This window comes from Parapedobacter lycopersici, assembly GCF_024643285.1.
Classification (GTDB): domain Bacteria; phylum Bacteroidota; class Bacteroidia; order Sphingobacteriales; family Sphingobacteriaceae; genus Parapedobacter; species Parapedobacter lycopersici.
On sequence record NZ_JAMSLW010000004.1, the window covers coordinates 290865 to 312255 of the forward strand.

A 21391-nucleotide genomic window follows, 5' to 3' on the forward strand; every position below is an offset into this window, starting at 1 on the left:
ATACCTTTAATTTGCATATGATATGAAAAAGTTTATTGGCAATGTATCTCCCTTTTTGCTGGTTACCCTTCCTTTTTTTGCTGCTTTATTGATTATGGCGGGAATTGCAGGAAGCGAACTTATCGAACAACGCATCCAACTGAATGCTTCCTTTATTTCGTTACCCGAAATAAATGTATTCCGTGTGTTGTTCTGGTAAGCACCCGGTGGGGCTTTTTCGCCTAACTTCATTACCTTTGCGTCCATGCAAAAGGCACGCTTATCCCTACATAGCATACTGGAAGCATTGACGCTTGATCAGGCATGTATATCGCTGCTTGAAGAAACAGCGGCATACGACCAGCTAATGGATGCAACAACACCTGAAGAAGTTTATACCGCGATCCGGATCATTGGAAAGGTACTGGAAGCCGGGGAAGCAGCTGATCACCTGGCTGAGGACCTGGAGGAACGGATCAACATCATCCGCCATAAACTTAAGTTTATTCCCAGAGAACAACGGCCGACCGTGCTTTGCCTGCAGGAGATCTCACCCGTGATACTGGCCCAGGGAGTGTATCTTGATGGCCTGATCGATATCGCCGGTGGGGTCAGTTACACCAATTGGGATCAGGATCATTTTAATCCGGACATTGTTGTTTTGATCAACAACCGGCCGATACCGGATTTATTAAACGAACTGCCGGCAGCGTTGGCTACGCGGTATTGGGCCGATACAAATGCGGTAAAGCAAAATAATATTTACCTGGTACATCACAGCCGGTACCTACGGCAACCGGGTGCATGGATTGCCGATGATGCGGAGATTTTAGCCGAGATTATCAACCCCCAGTATTTCATTTTTGGCCGCGATGCGGACGTCTGGATGCCGTTCCGATTGAATTAAACTAAACCGTTCCGTTGTCGAGCAGGTATTGCTTGAATCCATCAAAATCGACACCCAACGGGGTAATCGCTTTCTTTCCACCTTCCAATGCTTTTACCTGTTGGGGAATAACAATCCGCCTGGCCACCTCAGGAGCGAATACTTCCGGGAATTTGCACGGATGGGCTGTGGATAGGAAAACAGTGGCATATGATCCGGGATGCCGTTCGCGATAGGCTGTTGCGGCCAGCCACGCGATTGCGGTATGCGGGCAGGCAACATAACCATATTGTTCAAATAATGTCTGGATCGCCTGTTGCGTCTCGGCATCGGTATAGGTATAGGTGGTAACCTGTTTCCGTACCTGCTCAATGTCTCCGCCAAACAGGTCCATGATACGTACCCAGTTGCTTGGATTGCCTACATCCATGGCATTCGCTAATGTCTGCACAGAAGGACGCGGTTCATAGCTGCCGTTCCGGAGAAACCGCGGCACGGTATCATTCACATTCGTTGCGGCAATAAACTGCTGTACGGGCAGTCCCATCTTATAAGCCAGTATCCCGGCACCGATATTTCCGAAATTCCCACTGGGCACTGAAAATACCACCTCGTTTATACCCTGCGATTTCAGTTGGGCGTAGGCATAAAAATAATAGAACGTCTGCGGGATCAACCGGGCAATGTTGATGGAATTAGCCGACGTAAGATTAAACCGTTCGTTCAGGTCTTTATCATTGAAGGCTTCTTTAACCAGTGCCTGACAATCGTCAAATGTACCGTCTACTTCCACAGCACGTATATTCTGTCCGTTGGTGGTAAGCTGAAGTTCCTGCACCGGGCTTACCTTGCCTTTGGGATAGAGAATCGTAACCCGCGTGCCCGGGACTCCCAGGAATCCCAGGGCGACAGCTCCCCCGGTATCACCCGAGGTAGCTACCAGCACGTCCAGCGTCTGTCCGTCATTGGCGGAAAAATAGGCCATCACCCGGCTCATAAAACGGGCGCCAAAGTCTTTAAATGCCAATGAGGGGCCATGGAAGAGTTCCAGTACCGCAATCTCACTACTCAGCAGTTTCACCGGGGCATCGAAGTTTATTGCCTCGTCTATAATGGCCTTTAAATCGGCTTCTGGTATGACGTTTCCTATTAATTTCCGGGCTACCTCGAAGGCAATTTCAGGTAACGAATATTGTTGCAGGTTTGCAATGAAATGCCCGCTTAGCTGCGGAATTTCTATGGGCATGTATAAGCCTTTATCAGCTGGCAGGCTATTAAATACCGCCTCCTGGAATGAAACGCGGAGGTCCCGGTTATTGGTACTGTATAATTCCATATTTATCTTACGTATAACAAATTACCCGACTAAAGCTCCCTCGGTCCGTTGGCATTGATTCCGGACACATAGCCGTTGCTGTCGATCCCGTGTTGTGTTAAATGCGATTGAATAACCTTGACAATATCGCCGGCTGTTTCCCTGCTTTGTGCAAAGGCAAACACGGATGGGCCTGAACCGGAAATACCAAATCCCAGTGCGCCGCTATCGAGTGCCAGTCTGCGCATCTCATAGAATTCCGGTATTAAAATCGCCCGTGTAGGTTCGATCAGCACATCCTGCATGCTACGGCCGATCAAGTCATAATCGTTCGTAAACAATCCGGCAACAAGGCCTGCGATATTGCCCCACTGTATTACTGCATCTTTTAATGCCACCTTTGACCGGATCATCTGTCGGGCGTCACGGGTTGGCACATCTACGTGGGGGAATACAACAGCGGCGTGTAATGCCGGCGGTGCAGGGATCGCTACCACATCCAGCGGTTCGTATCCTTTAATGAGCGTAATGCCTCCCAGCAGGCCCGGCGCCACGTTGTCCGCATGTCCATGGCCGCAGGCAAGCGCTTCGCCCTGAATTGCGAAAGGTAACAGCTCCATCCGGGTTAACGGATTGCCCAGCAATGCATTGATAGCAAAAAGCCCGGCAACGGTACTCGCGGCACTGGATCCCAGGCCACTGCCAATCGGCATGTGTTTATGCAATTCAATCGTTACACCTACGTCTTCCCGCCCAATGTACTTCAGCAGCATCTGAACACAGGCGCTAACGGTGTTTTTTCCCGCCTCACGGGGTAATCTGCCCTCATCACCGGTTACCTGGATGAGGTGTACCCCAGGTTGGTCTACCCGGCGCATAATGACCTCGTCGCCGGGTTCATCCAGTGCAAACCCAAGTACGTCAAAACCGCAAACGATATTGGCTACCGTAGCGGGGGCAAATACATGCACCAGTTCTTTTTCTCCGGAATCAGTTCCTGCCATCTTTTCTTCGGTTGTATTTATTATTTTAGTCATTGGGTATACAATAACGGTTGTATCACGCCCCTACGTTAACCAGGTCGGCAAATACACCTGCTGCAGTGACCTCAGCACCTGCACCCGGCCCTTTCACTACTAACGGGCGCTCCTTATAGCGCTCCGTGGTAAATGAAATGATATTGTCGCTTCCCGACAAGGTAAAAAACGGATGGTCTTCTCCCACCATTTCCAGGGCAATGGCGACTTTTCCGCCTTCCATTTTTCCGATATAACGCAGGGCTTTGTTTTCGCGCTGTGCCTGGTCTTTGAGTGCATTAAAATGCGCATCGGCGGCTTTCAATTCGCGGTAAAAATCGGCGACCGAAACTGCCTGAAGACAGGCCTCCGGCAATATTCCGCCGAGATCCACATCCGCTGCCTCCAATGGATAGCCGGCGTCCCGCGCCAGGATAAGCATTTTACGCATAAAGTCCGTTCCACGCAGATCTTCCCTTGGGTCAGGCTCGGTATACCCCTTTTCCTGCGCTGCCTTGACCACATCGTGGAAGGAAGCGTCTCCGGTAAAATTATTGAAAATATACGATATGGTACCCGAAAGGATGGCCTCGATACGTGTGATGCGGTCGCCGCTCAGCATCAGGTCTTTCTGCACCCGTACGATGGGCAGCCCCGCCCCTACATTGGTTTCATAAAAGAAATCCACACCATGCCTGCGGGCAGCGTCTTTTAGCTGTTTGTATTGGCTATACTTACCGGAGTTGGCAATTTTATTGCAGGTAACAATCGAGATATTAGCATTGAATATCGACTCATAATACGGTATAGGCAACTCGCTTGCCGTATTATCAATAAACACGCAGTTCGGGAGGTTCATGCGTTTCATCCGCTCCACAAAACCCGGCAGGTCAGCCTGCTCACCAGATTCCCCAAGTTGTTCTTCCCACTTTTCCAGCGCGATTCCCTCGCTATTGAACAGCATTTTCCGCGAATTACTGATGCCCACCACTTTAATTTCGATATCGTTGTGGTTCAGCAAAAAGTCGTGCTGCGCCTGTATTTGTTTAAACAGCGTGGAACCGATATTTCCCGTGCCGACATTAAATACGTGGAGCGTTTTGTTAAGCTGGGCGAAGAACGCGTCATGAACCGCATTCAGTGCCTTGGAAAGATCGGCCTTAGCGATGATTACAGAGATATTGTATTCCGAGGACCCCTGTGCAATCGCCCGTACATTGATACCGTTCCGGCCCAATGCATGGAAAAGTTTGCCTGCCATGCCGGGGGTCTGTTTCATGTTCTCACCCACGATAGCCAATACAGACAACTGATTTTCAATTTCCGGCTCGAGCAACTTGTTGGCCTGCAATTCCAGTTCAAATTCGTTTTCAATGAGCCGTTTCGCCCGCAGTGCTTCTCCCGGATGAACGGCAAACGTGATGCTATGTTCTGATGACGACTGGGTAATAAGCACGACATTAATCTGCTCCCTTGCCAGCAACGTAAACAACCTGCCGCTGAACCCTGCCTTGCCGATCATACCGCCTCCGCTCAGGTTGATTATGCTGATATCGGAAATCGATGAGATACCCTTGATAGGTAATTCGGTCATACCGCTTTCATGCTGGATGGCTGTTCCCGCAAAATCGGGATTGAATGTATTCCGGATTACAATGGGAATCTTCTTTAGAAATGCCGGAATCATCGTAGGAGGATAAATTACTTTTGCGCCAAAATAGGAAAGCTCCATGGCCTCAGTATACGAAAGCAGCGGCAGGGAAAACGCCTTCCTTACAATCCGTGGGTCGGCGGTAAGCATGCCGTCAACATCCGTCCATATTTCAATGGATTCAGCCGCCAGCGCAGCGCCGATGATGGCCGCGGTATAATCACTGCCTCCCCGGCCCAGGGTAGTCACCCTCCCTTTTTCATTGGACGCAATGAAACCAGTGACAAAAAGCAACCGATCGCTATTTTCGGAAACGAACGACCGGATACGCTGTTCCGAAAGTGGCTGGTTTACCTGGGCGCTTCCAAAGTGGCTGTCCGTGTAGATTAATTCCGTTGCGTCAACGAAGCATGCCGCTGGAAAATACTGCTCGGCAATTTTACTGATCAGAAAAGCCGATGACCGTTCACCGTAACTTAAAATCAGGTCGCGGCTCTGTGAACTAAGTTCGCGGAGACTGAGAATACTTTGCAACAGATCCTCCAGTTCATTCAGGTACAGTTTCAGTTTGGTAAATACCGGATTTTGGTGCTTTACGGCAATCAATTGTTTTACCACCGCAAAATGCCGCGCTTCCATCTCAGATAAGCCCGCTGCAAAATCAATACCCTCTGCAGCCTCCTCCGCAAGTTTAGTCAGTAAGTTGGTTATTCCGCCCATGGCAGAAAGCACAACCACCGGCTGTTCGTTAGCAGCATGTGATTTTTTAATAATTTCGAGCACCGCCCTGATACTGTCCACGGAGCCTACGGATGTCCCTCCGAACTTAAGTACTTTCATATTGAATCTGCTTTAGCCGCATCTATACTGCGCGTCATCCAACTGTGTTAAATTAAAAACGCCCTCCTCTATCTGAGGAAGGCGCTTATGGTTTTCTATTTTTAAGATTACAACATAAAAACTACTTCCTCCGTGTACTTGCCCCGGTGGTAATAATTGTTGTAATCGTTGTATTATTCAAATGTACTTTCACTATGCTTAAATTCCGTGACAAAGGAACGCTATTCGTTTGAGATTCGCAAAAAAAAGTTGCTTTTTTTATCATGTCGTTAATATTTATACACGTTATTAACATATGTTTATTTTTTCTCTTGCATGGATAGCAAATTTACCATAGCTTTGCAAACCAAGTAGGTAAACGTAAATTTATTACCCACACAAATCAACGTCTGAGTGTTTTACAAAAAGGCAGCTTAATGAATTTAAAAACATCGATAGCATGCTTGCTATTTGCTTGCTTATTTGCCGTTTCGCAGGCACAGACATCAACCCAGGTAGCTGTTACCTCTACCGGGGCACAGGATCCGGATAATTTGGCCAAGGAATATTTCGCTCAAATCATGGGTGTGGCCGCATCGGCAACGAGCAACACCAAACTCTACCAGTTTATTTACGAATGGATTGGCACTCCCTATCGCCTGGGAGGCAAAACAAAAAAAGGAGTGGATTGTTCCAAGTTTGCCTACGAGTTATACGATAAAGTCTTCAACACCACATTGGGCTATAACAGCCGGAATATTTACACCCAGGTAGATCCGGTTAAAAAAGAAGAGCTCAAACCCGGCGATTTGGTGTTTTTCAAAATCCGCAGCCGCAACATCAGTCATGTCGGTGTATACATTGGCAACGATAAGTTTGCACATGCTTCTTCCAGTCGCGGTGTCATGATCAGCGATTTAAATGAAGCATACTGGAAACGTTATTATTACAATGGCGGCAGGATGCTTACGGCGCAGCATATGCTTGCGGAAGAAGAAGGCTCCTACGTTCCTTCTGTAAATTAAATCCGCTACCGGGAGCGTTCCCGGCTTGCAGCGCTCCTTTCCGTTTCTTACCTTTATCGACCGTTCCAATAAAAGCAGCGCATGCCAACGAAGAAAACATTAATCCTTAATCAGGAACAGATCCGGCAAAAGTCATTACGCATCGCGTATCAGATTGTAGAAGATAATTTTGAGGAAAAATCCCTGGTTCTGGTAGGCATAGCCTCCCGCGGTTACGCATTTGCACAACGGCTAAAGGCGCTGCTGGAACAAATCTCCTCCCTGGACATCCGGCTGATCAAGGTGACGCTGGATAAGGAAAGCCGGACATTGGACGCGGAAACCGATATTCCTATTGAAGAGGCAAAAAATAAAGTGATCATTCTGGTTGATGATGTGCTGAACAGCGGCCGGACACTCGCGTATGGTTTAGGTATCTTCTTCGATATCCCTATCAAGAAAATGCGGACGGCTGTTTTGATTGACAGGAGCCACCACAAGTTTCCCATTTTCAGTGACTATTCGGGGCTGAAACTCTCCACCATCCTTAAGGAGCACGTAGAAGTCAACCTAACAGAATGCGATGGCGGTGAGGATGCCGCCTGGCTGATCTGATCTTCCTTATATTTTATTTCACTGTTATCTTCAGCGTCATCCCCGGCCGGATTGTATTCCCCCTCAATGCGTTCGCTGTACGGATGCCGGATACGGTAGCGCCGCGGTATTTCTGTGCTATACCGGATAACGTATCTCCCTTTTTAACACGATAAGTAAGGTAGGTAGGGGCAGCAGCAGTCGCATTGTTCTTCTGATGCTGTTGGCCACCTGATACTTTCAGCTGTTGACCAGGTACAATCAGGTGTCGTTGAAGGTTATTCCAAGCGCGGAGATCCTGCACTGTAATATGGTACTGTTTAGCTATCTTTTCCAATGTCTCGCCCTTTTGCACCCGGTGCATTGTCGCTGTCACTGCCTTTCCAGCAGTATTTGAAGCATTGACAAATTGGGCCTGATTTGATACGGGGGTGTTGTTGAGTACGGCGTATAACGCCGGATAAGCCATCGGTTTTACTTCAGGCAGAATAAGTCGTTTTGGCGTCTCTGTCGAACCGTTTACCATCCCCCGTTTATATGCAGGGTTCAGTGTTGCGATAACATCTTCACCAATGTTCAGTGCCTGGGCTACACCGGCGAACGGAACGGTGCGCTGCACCCAAACCGTTTCTGTATCCAGCAAAACTTCGGTTTCTGCTGCTGAAATTTCATTTTCTTCGTGATATTCCAGCATATAGGTCATGGCAATGAAAGCGGGGACATAATTTCGGGTTTCACGTGGCAGGTACGGGCTGATTGCCCAATAGTCGGGATTATTAATTCCGGAGCGACGGATGGCGCGCAGTACATTACCTGTTCCGCAATTATATGCCGCAATGGCCATGAGCCAATCGCCGAATTGATCGTATGCGTCCAAGAGGTACGCTGCAGCGGCATGACTGGCTGCTATTGGATCCTTCCGTTCATCAACATAGCTATCGATCGTGAGCCCGTACATACGGGCCGTGGAAAACATAAATTGCCATGGTCCTGTTGCCCCGACACGTGATACGGCGTGAGGATTTAACGCCGACTCCACAATGGATAGGTATTTTATTTCATCGGGCACGCCCGCTTCCGTAAATATCCGCTCATAAATGGGAAAATAGTACTGGCCTAATCCCATCATACGGGAGAGATACCGCTTATACCGGTCGGTACTGTACACATCAATGTAAGACTGTACCTGCTCATTATAATTCAGCGGAACTTCTTTTTGTACGTAGGCCAGCCGGCCTTCAACGGTGGTAGGAACCAGTTCCAGCATTGGTGACGAAACCAGGTCGTCATTGAGATGTACAAAATTGATGCTATCCCCGATCAGGTCGAGGCGCGAGTTGATGCGATCGTCAATCGCTTCGTCTGCCAATGAATCAATGGGAGCTGACGTAATGGTGTGGCTTTCTGCCTGCGCTGCGTGAATGTACAATAAACTACACGCAGTTAGTACCGGGATCACTTTTTTTATCATGCTATCATCCGTAAGTGTTTAGGCGATCCCATAAAAAACTTGCTGGCTGAAGCACTTATGTTGATCAGCATATACTTGGCATTGTATCCATAACTTACCTACTAAGAACGCCGGGATTACTTTTTTATTATGTAACAGTTAACAAAAAGAACTGATACCTACCTAAAAACAGAAAGACTTTATACCGGTTTGGAGTTACCGACATAAAGTCTCCAATAATGCAATGTATTGTCTAAGCCAACGCTTTTATTGCTTTTCTTCTTTCAATTCTTCTTTGGGAGCCTCTTTTTGCCCTTCTTTAAACTCGCGTATACCGCGTCCCATACCACGCATTAATTCCGGAATCTTACGGCCGCCGAAAAGCAGCAGCAGTGCCAAAACAATCAGAATAATTTCCTGCGCACCGAGGAATAACAACACTGAATCTAACATAATATCTGTTTTAATTTATAAAAATCCTGTCAGCGGCTGCCCAATTATCATACATGGGCAATTCACAAATGTAAATATAATATTTTTATTTATATAAATTTATGAAAAATGTGACAAAGCGACTGGACTATTTTGCGAGCCAAGGCTCCGGATTTATCGGTGCTGCACCTTCCCATAGTTCAAAGTGGACTTCCGATGTCCCGTCATTCGGGTCAACCAACGCTTCGCCCAGCGTTTGTCCGGCCTCGACCTTCTGCCCCTTCTTCACCGTTGAATTCCGTAGGTTCTGGTAGATGGTAAAATACTTGCCGTGTGAAATAACCACTGCATAATTACCCTGTGGGTTCACTACAGTTAACACCGTTCCACTGAAAATAGCCTTAACGGGGCTGCCGTTGGTTGTCCGGATATTGATTCCGGTATTGTTGACAGTAACGTTCCTTCCGTAGGTATGCCGGCCAAAACCCTGGGTGATGATTCCCTGCGTAACTGGCCAGGGCAGCCGCCCACGGTTGCCTGCAAAATCAGCAGAAAGTTTGGCCGCCGCAGGCGTTGCAGCAAGCACTTCCGTATCGCTCTTGCGGGTAACGGGATTCTCGGCTTCCACTTCCTTTACCGTTCTCCCTGACCGTTCCGCTTCGAGGGCGATTGCTGCACGGCGCGCCTCTTCCTCCAGCCGCCGCTGTTCTTCAATTTCCCGGCGGATAGCCGACTGTATAGCCCTGGCAAGTCGGGCATCTTCCTGCTGTTTCTTTTGCAGCTCCTGCTTGAACTGTTTTTCCTGCTGGGTAAGCGCACTCAACACCTGCGATTGCTTGCCCTGTTCCGTTGATATCGTTTTGCGCTCCTGCTGTTGCTCCGAAAGCAACGTTGCCTGTTCTTTTTTGCTGGATTCCAACTGCGCAACCTTTAATGCGATTTCCTTTTGTGTATCCTCAATTTCTTTCGCACGTTCCTTACGCGATTCATTAAACTGCTGCAGATACTTCACCCGTTTGAAGGCTTGGTTGAAGTCTTTGGAAGCGAAAATAAACATCATTTTATTGTAGGCATTCCGGTTCCTGAAGGCAAACAGGATCATACCTTCGTAATCCTTACGGAGTTTAGCTAACTGGTCCCTCAGGTTCTGAATGGTTTTGTTGTGGGATGCAATCTGATTATTGATCAACCGTATTTCGCTGCTGATGGTACTTATTTTCTGTTCCCGGAGGCGCAATTGTGCATTCAGGGCATTGACCTGCTTAAGCGATAGGCTCCGGTCGCTGGAAGTATGCCGAAGGCTCTGGTTAAGCTGTTCGATTTCGCGGTTCAACCGCTCACGCTGCTTCTTGAGCTCGGCACTGCTTTGTGCCTGGCAATTGATTACTACCAGAAAAAAAGCCGCAATACTTAAAATGCCTCTAATAAAATTCATCAATTCACGTTGCTTTTACGATGTTGTAAAATAGGAACGCCTACGCTATTTTGCTAAACGGTATTTTTGCCGATTATTGTCTGCGAAAGTAATAAAACCACCCCGATAAACCATGCCATCCTGTAATTATTGAATTTCTTTATAGGATGCGGGTATACCGAAAGGGAACTCCACTGCCTCATCGTAGGCCACCCGGTTATAATTCATACTGGCCTGTATATCCCATCGGCCAGCCCGGATGGAGAGGGCTGTTTCAAACGGGAACAATCGACCATTGACAGTTTGATAACCTGAATATGCTGCTTCTATGCGCTGCGCTTCGGCATTTTCCAATAGAACGGTAACCGGTCGGTAACCGGCGTTCAGTGCTATCCAGTACGACAGTCCACCGTCGTCCAACGCATCACTGCTTAAAACATTTCCTGTTTCCATTGCGGACACTTCCACATACCGGCTAACTGCCTGGGCGATAACATTGCCGGTCAGTATCGACTGAAGGCTGGAAAAATCCAGGTCGCCACCCGTGAATGAATAAACCGCATCAAACGGTGCAGTAAAATACTCGTTGCGCAGCCGGTTAATCATCTTTACACTATCGGGGGTGATCAGCACCCTTCCGGCCTCGATCCCCATCAGGGCAGTAATTGAAATCCAGATCGCCTTATCCCGCTCAATACGGACATTGGCCGTTACATCGTACGTTTCCTTATCATTCATGGTAATCCGGCTTTTTGCGCGTCCGCTGAACGTCGTGTAATAGGTACTGTGCTGAATCACCTCATTGATGATGTGCGTCCGTTCAGCCCTTGATACTGTTTTCGCTGTTTCCCCGGTAGGTGAAACCAATGCTTTTCGGGGCGCACATGAAAGGATAAAACCGCCCGATAAGATAACCATAAAAAGACAGATTTTATTCAACATACTGCCGTTCATTGATCTTCTTTGTTAATTTATCAATATCCTTGCCAAGGGCCTTAGCGACGTCTCTGGCCTTTTTCCACTGTATTACCGCCCCCTGGATATCGCCAGACCGGGAGAGAATATCTCCATAGTGCTCCAGCAGGGTATCCGATATGGTATCGCTGTGTCCAATTGCCTTTTTTATCCAGGTTAATGCCGCTTCATAATTTCCCTGCTGAAACAGTACCCAGGCATATGTATCTTCATAAGAGGCGAAATCCGGCTCCAGTTCATTTGATTTTTTTGACATTTCCGCAGCCCGGTGCAGGTTTTCCTTACGTAGCGCCAGGTAATAGGCATAATTGTTTAGCGCATAGGCATTGGTGCTGTCCGTCGCAATGGCTTCTTCGTAAGCTACATCCGACTCGGCATACATGTCCAGGGCATGGTAAATATCACCAAGGTTGCTGTATAATTGGGTCAATAGCGGCACATTACCCTCGTCTGCGGAATTCAATGCCGTTTCAAAATAGGAACGCGCTTCTTCATACCGCTTGCTACCCAGAAAACCATGCCCTGTGAAAAACAGGAGCAGCGTATTATTGGGGAACAGGGAAAGGGCTTCCTTGCCATGTGTTGCGACATCGTCATACCGTCCAAGCTGCAGTTCTGTTTGCAAAAGCTGTGGCCAAATCCCCTCGATGTAACGATTAATATCCAGGGCCTTTAAATAGGCCTCCCGTGCCTTTTCGGGTTGACTCATTTGCAGGTAAATATCTCCCCGTACTGCATGCGCCTTTGTCTCCCGGGGATACACTTCCACAAGGAGGTCTGCCAATCCCGTCAGGGCTTCCGCCCCTGGCGATCGTTTGGGATTACTGGCAGCGGTATAGAGTACACCTGCTTTGGTATCGATATCCAGGGCATCGCTGGAAAATGCCTGTTGAAGAAGGCTGTAAGCCTGTTTTTGTCGCCCCATTGCCAGGGAGGCGTCCGATTTCGCAAGCAGGATCAATGGATCATCGGGAAAAGTCTTACCGGCATCATCAAGTAACGCAAGTGCTTTTTTTGCATTGTCGTCTCCGGTATATAGATCGGCCAGCAGGACATATCCCTTGCTGTTCGCCGGTTTCGTGGCAATCAGCGCTTCCAGCTCCGCTGTGGCTGAACGGCGATCACCTTTGGCCAGATAAACCTGGTGGCGGATGATATAGAGGTCTTCGGTTTTACCGAATTTCCCTGCAATCTCGTCGTACGCAGTTAAAGCCGCATCGTATTGCTTATCGAGATACAGTGCATACGCCTTATCGTAATAGTTGGACTCTTTCTGTGGGTCGAGACGGATAAGCTCACCAAAAACCCCGGCTATTTTTTTAAAATTGGCTGTCTTCTTATAAACGTCCAACAATACTGTCCAGTACCACTTATTATCGGGATCCAGTTTAGTAGCCTGCACGGCAGATTTTTCAGCCGATGCGTAGTCCTCCTTTTCGAAATGTATTCTGGCCAATTCAAAATATGCGGCATGGTTATCCGGCTGTAAAAGGATCACTTTATCAAATGTCCGTTCAGCAGCGGTCAGCTGTCCTGATGCCTTTTGCTGAACACCCTGTAAATACAATTCCTTTATCAGCAGGCTATCGCCAGCATTCAATACCCTGGGCATTAGCGCAGCATGTTCCTGTGCGGCAACCGGCCGGACCCATACACCAATACATATACAGCAGATCAGAAAAGTACAGCAGTACCATTTTATTTTCATTAGTATGACTATTAATTTCATGTCTGCTTTTGTGGCATCAATGAATGCTTTGCAGTTTGTATATCGATCTATTGTCACCATCCAGTGGCATCAATGGAATCGTTATGTTAAGTTCTATCGATGGTGAAGCCTGCCGCGCCCCTTTTTTAACAGATTCATCTTTGAGCAGCAGTTTGTGCGGGTTTCATCATGTAAATTATTTTGTTTAATCCAAGACGTGCATCAGTTGCAGCCAGCTATCGTCTTTTCAGCGGGATAGCCTTCCTGCCGTTTTCATTCAAAACAGCGGTAATGAATGATCTCACCCACGCCCCAAATGTACATAAGCAAATTCTATTTACGCGAATACACGTTGTATTATTCATTAAAAACAACCTGTAATAAAAACCGGTTTTGAAAAATCAATTTATTTCTTGTACCTTTGCAGTCCCTTAAAAACTAAGGATATAATATATCATTTAATTAACATTAAAGCAAGTGAATACGTTAAGTTACAAAACTGTCTCTGCCAACAAAACCACCGTTAACAAACAATGGATTGTTGTTGACGCTGAGGGCGAGATTTTGGGGCGCTTGTCATCCCAGATTGCCAAGGTGATCCGCGGCAAGCACAAGCCTTCGTACACCCCACACGTAGACTGCGGCGATAACGTCATTGTGATCAACGCAGACAAAGTTCGGCTAACTGGCAACAAATTGGATGACAAGGTGTACCAACGGTATACCGGTTATCCGGGTGGCCAGCGTTTTGAGTCTCCAAAACAATTATTGGCTAAACATCCCCATCGCATCGTAGAAAAAGCGGTACGGGGCATGTTGCCTAAAAACCGTTTGGGACGCGCATTGTTCAAGAACCTGTATGTCTACGCTGGAAGCGAGCATCCGCATGCGGCCCAAAATCCAAAAACTGTTAAATTCTAAGGAGAACGAACATGTCAACAACAAACACTTCAGGAAGAAGAAAAACAGCAGTTGCCCGCATTTATCTGACTGCAGGCAACGGCAACATAACCGTAAACGGTAAAGACTATAAAACATATTTCCCTACATTGCCATTGCAATACATCGTTACCCAAAGCACAGAAATTGCTGGTGCATCCGGCAATTATGATGTAAAAGTTAACGTAGCGGGTGGCGGTATCAAAGGACAGGCCGAGGCCATTCGTCTGGCGATATCCAAGGCGCTCATCGAGCTCAACCCGGAAGTGAAACCTGCATTGCGCGCAAAAGGATTGGTAACACGTGACGACCGGATGGTTGAACGTAAAAAACCAGGCCGCCGCAAAGCGCGCAGGAAATTTCAATTTAGCAAACGTTAATTTTTTAAGGAGAATCAGAACATGGCAAGAGCAACATATCAGGAATTACTGGATGCTGGTGTACATTTTGGCCACCTTACCCGTAAATGGGATCCGAAAATGGCTAAATACATTTTCATGGAACGGAATGGCATCCACATCATTGATTTAAATAAAACGCTGACCAAGCTGGAGGAAGCAGCCTCCGCTATTAAGCAAATCGTTAAATCAGGCCGGAAAGTTTTATTCGTAGCAACGAAAAAACAGGCAAAAGAAATCATTTCGGAACAGGCAAAGGCAGTGAACATGCCTTTCGTTACCGAGCGGTGGTTGGGCGGCATGCTTACCAATTTTGCTACGGTACGCAAATCCATCAAAAAGATGGCAAATATCGATAAGATGACCAAAGATGGCACTTACGATGTTTTGTCTAAAAAAGAAAAACTGATGATTCAGCGTGAGCGCATTAAATTGGAAAGCCTGTTGGGTGGTATTGCTGACCTGAACCGGTTACCTGCTGCGCTTTTCATCATTGATGTCAAAAAAGAACACATCGCAGTAAGCGAGGCGCTGAAATTGAACATCCCTACTTTTGCAATGGTGGATACCAACTCAGATCCTACCCACATTGACTTCCCGATTCCTTCCAATGATGACGCTACCAAATCAATCAGCCTCATCAGCGCGATTATCGGCAAAGCCATTCAGGAAGGTCTTGAAGAGCGGAAACGTGACAAGGAAGAAGAAGCGGAAAAAGAAGCCGCTGCTGCCAAGGCAAAAATTGACAGTGGAGAAGAAGGAGAAGCTGAAGTAGAAGTAAAAGAAGCAAAAACAGACACCGATACTTCAGGCAAGCGCCCGCGCAAGGCAAAAGCAGAAGCTGCGGCTGAAGCGGAAGCATCAAAAGACGAAGAATAATCTTCTTTTAGAAGCCGGATGGTAAACAGTAGGTTTCGGAAGCATTATTATTCCGTTAACCCGCATTGCCATCCGGTTTTTGTTTTAAGTTTTTTGCCACCTTTGCAGTGTGGCTCACATTTGTAAATATACATAAGGAAAAATAACATGTCCACAGTACAAATCTCAGCATCTGATGTAAATAAGCTGCGTCAACAAACCGGCGCAGGAATGATGGATTGTAAAAAAGCGTTGACGGAAGCAAATGGCGATTTTGAAGCCGCTATTGATTACCTGCGGAAAAAAGGAGCCAAGGTAGCTGCGAGCCGTCAGGACCGTGACTCCAATGAAGGGGTTGTGATCGCTAAAACTACCGCCGACAATAAGAAAGGTGTAGTTATTGAATTGAATTGCGAAACAGACTTCGTTGCTAAAAACAATGATTTCATTGCTTTTGCACAGCAGATTGCGGATGTAGCGATTGAACATGCACCTGCTTCATTGGAAGCATTGAAAGCACTTTCCATTGACGGAGTAAAGATTTCGGACTTATTGCTTGATCAAACGGGTAAAATCGGCGAGAAAATTGACATTTCGAAATACGAAACCATTGCAGCTGAAAACGTGGTTGCCTATATCCATGGAAACTACCGTTTGGGTGTATTGGTTGGACTTAGCCATGCCGTTGATGGTGCGGAAGAAGCCGGCAGGGACGTTGCTATGCAAATTGCGGCAATGAATCCAGTAGCTATTGACAAAGGAGATGTGGATGCTTCCACAATCCAGCGCGAACTGGATATTGCCAAAGAGCAAATCCGTGCTGAAGGCAAACCCGAAGAAATGGTAGAGAAAATAGCACAGGGAAAACTGAACAAATTTTATAAAGAATCGACACTGCTCAACCAGGAGTTCGTAAAGGATTCTTCCAAGAATATTGCACAGTTCCTTGATGGTGTTTCCAAAGGTTTAACGGTTACTGTTTTCAAAAGAGTGCAATTAGGCGCTTAATTAAAATTAAGCACCCATCCTATTTATCGGGCCCGGTTTTCATGAAAACCGGGCTTTGTTTTTTATAAACGACTTAAACCACTTCGGATTGACATGAAATATAACCCTTTCTGATCGTTTATATCCCGCCAATCGGCCGAAGTGGCAATGAGTGAAGAGGAACCTCGCAGGAGCAAAACCGTGCAGTGAGCGGTCGCCGTAGCAGCAGCGGATCATTCTTACCGTTTTCGCGCCTTGAAAACCTCAGTGTACAAACCCATTTAAACAAAAAAACCGATGCCATATTAGCACCGGTTCCGTAGCGGGGAGCAGGATCGAACTGCCGACCTCAGGGTTATGAATCCTGCGCTCTAACCATCTGAGCTACCCCGCCATTTTAATTTTTTATTTCAGGAGCCGACTATCGTCTACCGACCTCAGGGTTATGAATCCTGTACCTGACCAACTGCGCTACCCTCCCAAAAAATTGTTTGCAAATATAGTTTATTTTCCCTTTCTTTAGAAAAAAAGTTAGACAAAGTATCGACGGACAATTTAAACGGAATATATTACGATTGGCATGGCAGAAAAGATTAAATTCAACTTGGAATACGAGATCAAGTCCTCCCCTAAAATTCTATTTTCATTCCTGCACGAGCCCAATGCATTATCGCAATGGTTTGCTGACGATGTTTCTTATAAGGATGGAGTCTATGAATTTAGCTGGGACGATGAGTATCATACTGCCAAACTCATCAGTATAAAAGAAAATAAACTGGTAAAGTATAAATGGCTGGATGATGAACCCTACCATTTTGAAATGGAAATCCTCCAGGACGAGCTCACCAATGACGTAGCATTATCCATTACCGATTTCTCTCGCGCAGAAAACCTCGACGACCGCAAGTTAATCTGGGATAACCAGATTGCCTATTTACAGAGCGTTATTGGTGCTTAAAAAACACTATCTTTGTCATTATTCACTTATTAAGATCAAGGCCTTCCAATGGCCTTAGAAAGGGGATTTATTGACGGGAAAGAGTTTTATGCAATGAAAAAAATCCATCTTCTTATCCTTAAGTCGTTCATCAGGCCATTCCTTGTCACGTTTCTCATCGTGATGTTTGTGCTGTTGATGCTATTTTTGTTCAAATATATTGACGATCTAATCGGCAAGGGATTCGAGTGGTATGTCATCCTCAAGCTGCTCGCCTATCAATCGGCTGTTCAGATTTCTATGGCAATGCCATTATCGATGCTACTATCCTCCATCATGACTTTTGGCAACCTGGGTGAAAGCTATGAATTAGTCGCTATAAAAGCGGCAGGTATTTCGCTCCGGAAAGCGATGATGCCATTATTTATACTGGTATCGCTTTTCAGTGGCGGCGCCTTTTTATTCAGTGACTACATTCTTCCCATTGTAAATCTTAAAATGGGTGCATTGCTTTATGATGTTCGCATAAAACAGGCTGACTTTCTGATTAAACCCGGTATCTTTAACAATACCATACCTGGTTATTCCATTCGTGCAAAAGGCAAAAGCCGGGATGGCAAAATGCTGTACGACCTCATGATTTACGATCATAACACCAGTAATACGGCAAATGCAGTACTCCTGGCGAAAGAGGGATATATCTATAACTCGCCAGACAATAATACCATGATATTGAATCTCCGGGACGGTGTGCGCTATGAAGATACCCGGGCGCGCAATGCCCGGGTATATAATCCCCGCCAGCAATTCACCCGCTTTTACTTCGACGAAACCGAGCAAAAGTTTGACATGTCGGTCTTTCAAATGAAACGTACAGATGAAAGCCTGTTTAAAAGTCATCACGCCATGCTCAATCTCAGGCAGCTCCAGTATTACACAGATTCAAATGCCGTACAAATGGACAGCCTACGTACGACGGTGCTGCCCGAAATCCAGTCACATTATTATTATTTCAGCACCTATTACAATAATGCTGACAATACGGGAACCATGAAGCCGATCAGCTACCGTCAGCAATTCCTGGAAGCCATACCCGAAGAAAATCGTAACATGGCAATAAGCAGTGCCCAAAGCCAAATCCGGTATATTAAAGATATTCTCAACGTCAAAACCAACGAAGACGCGTTTTACAGGGATAAAGACATCCGGTATAACATTGAATATCAACGCAAATTTACGTTGGCCGTATCGTGTCTCCTGCTCTTTTGCATCGGTGCTCCATTGGGTGCTATTATACGAAAAGGCGGACTTGGCCTGCCGGTCGTTATGGCGATTATCTTCTTCCTGATCTATCATATCATCGCAACGGTAAGTGAAAAATCAGCTAAAGAGGGTAGTATTGATCCTTTTTGGGGAATGTGGATGGCTATTTTCATCTTATCGCCGCTTGCTATTTTTCTGGCCTATAAAGCGGCAACAGACTCCGCCCTGTTCGACATTGAACAGTATCGGATAAAAGCGGAAAAGGCATGGGCATGGATAAAACTTCGGTTCAGCAGACGGTCGAAAGAGGCCGTTAATCCGCAAAATTCTTGACATAGTAATTATAGATTCTCAAGTGAAGTAATGTATCTTTGTGTATTTTCAGGGCATCATAAATGGACATCAGATTAAACACGATTGAAGAAGCAATCGAAGAAATAAAACGCGGAAAAGTAGTAATTGTCGTGGATGACGAGGACCGTGAAAACGAAGGTGATTTTATCACTGCCGCGCATAACGCCACTCCCGAGGTGGTTAATTTTATGGCTACGCACGGACGGGGGCTGGTATGTGTACCGCTGACCGAGGAACGCTGTAAAGAATTGGACCTGGATTTAATGGTGGGTCGGAATACCGCAGTTTATGAAACCAATTTTACGGTATCTGTCGATCTACAGGGTTACGGATGTACTACCGGAATATCCGCTTCGGATCGCTCAAAGACGATCCGGGCATTAATTAATCCGGCAATCAAACCTGAAGAATTTGGTCGCCCGGGACATATTTTCCCTCTTATTGCGAAAGACGGTGGTGTACTCCGCCGCTCAGGGCATACAGAAGCGGCAATCGACCTTGCCCGTCTTGCCGGTTTTGAACCAGCTGGTGTATTGGTGGAGATACTCAAAGATGATGGTGAAATGGCTAGGTTACCAGACCTCATGCAGGTTGCAAAGCATTTTAACCTGAAAATTATTTCGATTAAGGACCTCATTGAATACCGACTTACCAAAGATTCACTGATTACCCGAGAGGTCTCCGTTAATCTGCCAACGACTTGGGGACAATTTAATCTGATGGCCTATACCCAGAAAAATACGGGCGAACAGCACATTGCTATTTACAAGGGTGAATGGGAACCGGAAGAGCCTATTCTGGTTCGGGTGCATAGTTCCTGCCTTACCGGTGATATTTTCGGCTCCTGTCGGTGCGACTGCGGGCCGCAGCTCCACCGTGCCCTGCAAATGATCGAGGCTGAGGGTAAAGGTGTGGTGGTATACATGAACCAGGAAGGCCGGGGCATCGGGCTCATTAATAAACTCCACGCCTATAATCTACAGGAAAGTGGTCTGGACACTGTGGATGCCAATGTCCAGTTAGGTTTCAAACCCGACCATCGCGATTATGGTGTAGGTGCCCAGATTCTACGTGACCTTGGTGTTACCAAAATGCGCTTGATGAGCAATAACCCAACGAAGAGGGCGGGCCTTATTGGCTACGGATTGGAAATTATTGAGAATGTGCCAATCGAGATCGAGTCAAATCCCTATAACGAAAAATACCTTCGCGCAAAGCGAGATCGCATGGGCCACACGATTATGAAGGAAAACCTTTAGGTTGTGTGTATAGAACCGGCTGATCTATGAGACGTGGGTGGTGCTTACGCTTCCATAATCCGTCGATACAGGAATTTTCCCAATAATCCTAAGCCGATAAAGACTCCACCAAGGAAACCGCCAAGAATAATACCCTTGGCTTTTCCTATCTTATCATTTTTCAGTGGCAGAATTGGTTGGTCCAGCGTTTGGATAATCGGCTTTTCATTACGTAATGTGATTTTCGCCAACTCCTGATTGGCTACTAACTCCTTCAATATTTCGGTGTTGGCCTGCACATCAACCGTCCGTAGCTGGGACGCTACACGTAAGCTCTGGAATGCACGGTTGGGATTCGGGTTCGCATCAGTGGCTGCCGCAACGCCACGAATTGCCGAATTCAGTTCCTGTCGGACCGAATCCACCTGAAAAGTCAGCACATCAAGATTTTCCTGTGCACGTTTAGTCCGCGTCCGGATATAAAAATCAGAAGCAGTGGCAATTAGTTTCTCCACAAAGACCTTCGAGAACTGTTCGTCTGGGCTTTCCAAACTTACCTCAATAATGTTTAATCGTTTATCCGGCTTTCTAACATTAAGGTGATCCTCGGTAATCGTTTTGTAGAACATGGCCATCAGGCTATCCTGTAGGTAAATACCGGTTGTGTCCCGGAATTGGATGTCTGCAATCCGAATGTTGCGTTTCCATTTCTTTCTTAGCCCTTTAAAATCAACATAACGGTCGACCAATCGCTCTGATTCTCCATTGATGGTTGCCATCGATAACAAGGTCTCATCGATCATGGAACGCGATTTCAGAAACTCGATGATATTGTCTTCCTGGAAAAATCCGGCCGATTGACCCATTGCTCCCAAATTGATTCCAAATTGCGCAGCAATACTTGCTGCCGCGCCCATTGATCCGCCACCCGATTGTTCTTCCAGTACAAAGCTCAATGACGCAGTATATTGAGTTCGTTTAAACAACGCTACTCCCAAACCCAGCAGGGCACCGATGATCACAAAAAATAAAACCAGCCGCCATTTTTTCAATGAATAAAATAAAAAGGCATTAAAATTCAACAGCAATACCTTTAGGCTCACTTCCTGGTTATTTCCTTTTCCAGTATGCTTATCGTTGTCTGGCATGTTTAGGCACGTTATTTCCTTGTATC

Annotated in this window: 20 protein-coding genes and 1 tRNA gene; 11 read left to right on the plus strand and 10 right to left on the minus strand. The window is 46.5% G+C overall.

The window, feature by feature from the left end:
* The first annotated feature begins 22 nt into the window (after positions 1 to 22).
* Both NEV57_RS10470 and NEV57_RS10475 read left to right on the plus strand, forming a co-directional pair.
* Positions 23 to 199, plus strand: a complete 177-nt coding sequence (locus NEV57_RS10470) for a hypothetical protein (protein ID WP_257658273.1) — start codon at positions 23 to 25, stop codon at positions 197 to 199.
* A gap of 45 nt (positions 200 to 244) precedes the next feature.
* Positions 245 to 886, plus strand: a complete 642-nt coding sequence (locus NEV57_RS10475) for an ABC transporter substrate-binding protein (RefSeq protein ID WP_257658274.1) — start codon at positions 245 to 247, stop codon at positions 884 to 886.
* A 1-nt stretch (position 887) separates the two neighbouring features.
* Here NEV57_RS10475 and thrC read toward each other — a convergent pair whose 3' ends face one another.
* The 3 genes from thrC to thrA are packed head-to-tail and all read right to left on the minus strand — an operon-like array spanning position 888 to position 5687.
* Positions 888 to 2201 carry a threonine synthase gene (gene thrC, locus NEV57_RS10480; protein WP_257658275.1) on the minus strand — a complete coding sequence of 438 codons (1314 nt, stop codon included), beginning with the start codon at positions 2199 to 2201 and terminating at the stop codon, positions 888 to 890.
* A gap of 29 nt (positions 2202 to 2230) precedes the next feature.
* Complete coding sequence (locus tag NEV57_RS10485) at positions 2231 to 3184, minus strand: homoserine kinase (protein ID WP_257658379.1); 954 nt, start codon at positions 3182 to 3184, stop codon at positions 2231 to 2233.
* A 55-nt stretch (positions 3185 to 3239) separates the two neighbouring features.
* Positions 3240 to 5687, minus strand: a complete 2448-nt coding sequence (gene thrA, locus NEV57_RS10490) for a bifunctional aspartate kinase/homoserine dehydrogenase I (protein WP_257658276.1) — start codon at positions 5685 to 5687, stop codon at positions 3240 to 3242.
* A 416-nt stretch (positions 5688 to 6103) separates the two neighbouring features.
* On the opposite strand from thrA, the gene NEV57_RS10495 reads away from it, so the two are divergent.
* A complete protein-coding gene (locus NEV57_RS10495; protein ID WP_257658277.1) occupies positions 6104 to 6691 on the plus strand; it encodes a C40 family peptidase in 588 nt (195 codons plus the stop codon).
* Between the two features lie 81 nt (positions 6692 to 6772).
* Positions 6773 to 7285: a phosphoribosyltransferase family protein gene (locus tag NEV57_RS10500; protein ID WP_257658278.1), complete on the plus strand. Its 513-nt coding sequence runs from the start codon at positions 6773 to 6775 to the stop codon at positions 7283 to 7285.
* A 13-nt stretch (positions 7286 to 7298) separates the two neighbouring features.
* On the opposite strand, the gene NEV57_RS10505 is transcribed toward NEV57_RS10500, so the two are convergent.
* The 5 genes from NEV57_RS10505 to NEV57_RS10525 all read right to left on the minus strand — a co-directional run bounded on the left by NEV57_RS10505 (position 7299) and on the right by NEV57_RS10525 (position 13243).
* The gene (locus NEV57_RS10505; protein WP_257658279.1) at positions 7299 to 8735 is read right to left on the minus strand and encodes a lytic transglycosylase domain-containing protein; all 1437 of its coding nucleotides are present in this window, start codon (positions 8733 to 8735) and stop codon (positions 7299 to 7301) included.
* Between the two features lie 246 nt (positions 8736 to 8981).
* Positions 8982 to 9167 (minus strand): twin-arginine translocase TatA/TatE family subunit, encoded by a 186-nt coding sequence (gene tatA, locus NEV57_RS10510; RefSeq protein ID WP_257658280.1) that lies wholly within the window; start codon positions 9165 to 9167, stop codon positions 8982 to 8984.
* A 127-nt stretch (positions 9168 to 9294) separates the two neighbouring features.
* Positions 9295 to 10581: a murein hydrolase activator EnvC family protein gene (locus NEV57_RS10515; protein WP_307876423.1), complete on the minus strand. Its 1287-nt coding sequence runs from the start codon at positions 10579 to 10581 to the stop codon at positions 9295 to 9297.
* A gap of 126 nt (positions 10582 to 10707) precedes the next feature.
* Positions 10708 to 11478, minus strand: a complete 771-nt coding sequence (gene lolB1, locus NEV57_RS10520) for a lipoprotein insertase outer membrane protein LolB1 (protein WP_257658281.1) — start codon at positions 11476 to 11478, stop codon at positions 10708 to 10710.
* Positions 11479 to 11491: 13 nt separating this feature from the next.
* Positions 11492 to 13243, minus strand: a complete 1752-nt coding sequence (locus tag NEV57_RS10525; protein ID WP_257658282.1) for a tetratricopeptide repeat protein — start codon at positions 13241 to 13243, stop codon at positions 11492 to 11494.
* 477 nt (positions 13244 to 13720) lie between these two features.
* Here NEV57_RS10525 and rplM point away from each other — a divergent pair, with 477 nt between their 5' ends.
* The 4 genes from rplM (at position 13721) to tsf (ending at position 16446) form a co-directional block, all read left to right on the plus strand.
* Positions 13721 to 14164 carry a 50S ribosomal protein L13 gene (gene rplM, locus NEV57_RS10530; protein WP_257658283.1) on the plus strand — a complete coding sequence of 148 codons (444 nt, stop codon included), beginning with the start codon at positions 13721 to 13723 and terminating at the stop codon, positions 14162 to 14164.
* Positions 14165 to 14175: 11 nt separating this feature from the next.
* The gene (gene rpsI / locus NEV57_RS10535) at positions 14176 to 14562 is read left to right on the plus strand and encodes a 30S ribosomal protein S9 (protein ID WP_257658284.1); all 387 of its coding nucleotides are present in this window, start codon (positions 14176 to 14178) and stop codon (positions 14560 to 14562) included.
* Between the two features lie 21 nt (positions 14563 to 14583).
* Positions 14584 to 15459: a 30S ribosomal protein S2 gene (gene rpsB / locus NEV57_RS10540; RefSeq protein ID WP_257658285.1), complete on the plus strand. Its 876-nt coding sequence runs from the start codon at positions 14584 to 14586 to the stop codon at positions 15457 to 15459.
* A gap of 147 nt (positions 15460 to 15606) precedes the next feature.
* Complete coding sequence (gene tsf / locus NEV57_RS10545) at positions 15607 to 16446, plus strand: translation elongation factor Ts (protein ID WP_257658286.1); 840 nt, start codon at positions 15607 to 15609, stop codon at positions 16444 to 16446.
* A gap of 299 nt (positions 16447 to 16745) precedes the next feature.
* Here tsf and NEV57_RS10550 read toward each other — a convergent pair.
* Positions 16746 to 16819, minus strand: a tRNA-Met gene (locus tag NEV57_RS10550).
* Between the two features lie 186 nt (positions 16820 to 17005).
* Here NEV57_RS10550 and NEV57_RS10555 point away from each other — a divergent pair.
* From NEV57_RS10555 to NEV57_RS10565, 3 genes are all read left to right on the plus strand, one after another.
* Positions 17006 to 17383 (plus strand): START-like domain-containing protein, encoded by a 378-nt coding sequence (locus NEV57_RS10555; protein ID WP_257658287.1) that lies wholly within the window; start codon positions 17006 to 17008, stop codon positions 17381 to 17383.
* A gap of 93 nt (positions 17384 to 17476) precedes the next feature.
* A complete protein-coding gene (locus NEV57_RS10560; RefSeq protein ID WP_257658288.1) occupies positions 17477 to 18958 on the plus strand; it encodes an LptF/LptG family permease in 1482 nt (493 codons plus the stop codon).
* Positions 18959 to 19020: 62 nt separating this feature from the next.
* A complete protein-coding gene (locus tag NEV57_RS10565) occupies positions 19021 to 20238 on the plus strand; it encodes a bifunctional 3,4-dihydroxy-2-butanone-4-phosphate synthase/GTP cyclohydrolase II (RefSeq protein ID WP_257658289.1) in 1218 nt (405 codons plus the stop codon).
* 44 nt (positions 20239 to 20282) lie between these two features.
* On the opposite strand, the gene NEV57_RS10570 is transcribed toward NEV57_RS10565, so the two are convergent.
* Positions 20283 to 21365 (minus strand): Wzz/FepE/Etk N-terminal domain-containing protein, encoded by a 1083-nt coding sequence (locus NEV57_RS10570; RefSeq protein ID WP_257658290.1) that lies wholly within the window; start codon positions 21363 to 21365, stop codon positions 20283 to 20285.
* Positions 21366 to 21391 lie beyond the last annotated feature (26 nt).

Excerpts from the sequence above, each read along its gene's own strand:
- NEV57_RS10470 (WP_257658273.1), top strand. The coding sequence starts at position 23 with ATGAAAAAGTTTATTGGCAATGTATCTCCCTTTTTGCTGGTTACCCTT.
- NEV57_RS10475 (WP_257658274.1), top strand. The coding sequence starts at position 245 with ATGCAAAAGGCACGCTTATCCCTACATAGCATACTGGAAGCATTGACG.
- thrC (WP_257658275.1), bottom strand. The coding sequence starts at position 2,201 with ATGGAATTATACAGTACCAATAACCGGGACCTCCGCGTTTCATTCCAG.
- NEV57_RS10485 (WP_257658379.1), bottom strand. The coding sequence starts at position 3,184 with ATGGCAGGAACTGATTCCGGAGAAAAAGAACTGGTGCATGTATTTGCC.
- thrA (WP_257658276.1), bottom strand. The coding sequence starts at position 5,687 with ATGAAAGTACTTAAGTTCGGAGGGACATCCGTAGGCTCCGTGGACAGT.
- NEV57_RS10495 (WP_257658277.1), top strand. The coding sequence starts at position 6,104 with ATGAATTTAAAAACATCGATAGCATGCTTGCTATTTGCTTGCTTATTT.
- NEV57_RS10500 (WP_257658278.1), top strand. The coding sequence starts at position 6,773 with ATGCCAACGAAGAAAACATTAATCCTTAATCAGGAACAGATCCGGCAA.
- NEV57_RS10505 (WP_257658279.1), bottom strand. The coding sequence starts at position 8,735 with ATGATAAAAAAAGTGATCCCGGTACTAACTGCGTGTAGTTTATTGTAC.
- tatA (WP_257658280.1), bottom strand. The coding sequence starts at position 9,167 with ATGTTAGATTCAGTGTTGTTATTCCTCGGTGCGCAGGAAATTATTCTG.
- NEV57_RS10515 (WP_307876423.1), bottom strand. The coding sequence starts at position 10,581 with ATGAATTTTATTAGAGGCATTTTAAGTATTGCGGCTTTTTTTCTGGTA.
- lolB1 (WP_257658281.1), bottom strand. The coding sequence starts at position 11,478 with ATGGTTATCTTATCGGGCGGTTTTATCCTTTCATGTGCGCCCCGAAAA.
- NEV57_RS10525 (WP_257658282.1), bottom strand. The coding sequence starts at position 13,243 with ATGAAAATAAAATGGTACTGCTGTACTTTTCTGATCTGCTGTATATGT.
- rpsI (WP_257658284.1), top strand. The coding sequence starts at position 14,176 with ATGTCAACAACAAACACTTCAGGAAGAAGAAAAACAGCAGTTGCCCGC.
- rpsB (WP_257658285.1), top strand. The coding sequence starts at position 14,584 with ATGGCAAGAGCAACATATCAGGAATTACTGGATGCTGGTGTACATTTT.
- tsf (WP_257658286.1), top strand. The coding sequence starts at position 15,607 with ATGTCCACAGTACAAATCTCAGCATCTGATGTAAATAAGCTGCGTCAA.
- NEV57_RS10555 (WP_257658287.1), top strand. The coding sequence starts at position 17,006 with ATGGCAGAAAAGATTAAATTCAACTTGGAATACGAGATCAAGTCCTCC.
- NEV57_RS10560 (WP_257658288.1), top strand. The coding sequence starts at position 17,477 with ATGAAAAAAATCCATCTTCTTATCCTTAAGTCGTTCATCAGGCCATTC.
- NEV57_RS10565 (WP_257658289.1), top strand. The coding sequence starts at position 19,021 with ATGGACATCAGATTAAACACGATTGAAGAAGCAATCGAAGAAATAAAA.
- NEV57_RS10570 (WP_257658290.1), bottom strand. The coding sequence starts at position 21,365 with ATGCCAGACAACGATAAGCATACTGGAAAAGGAAATAACCAGGAAGTG.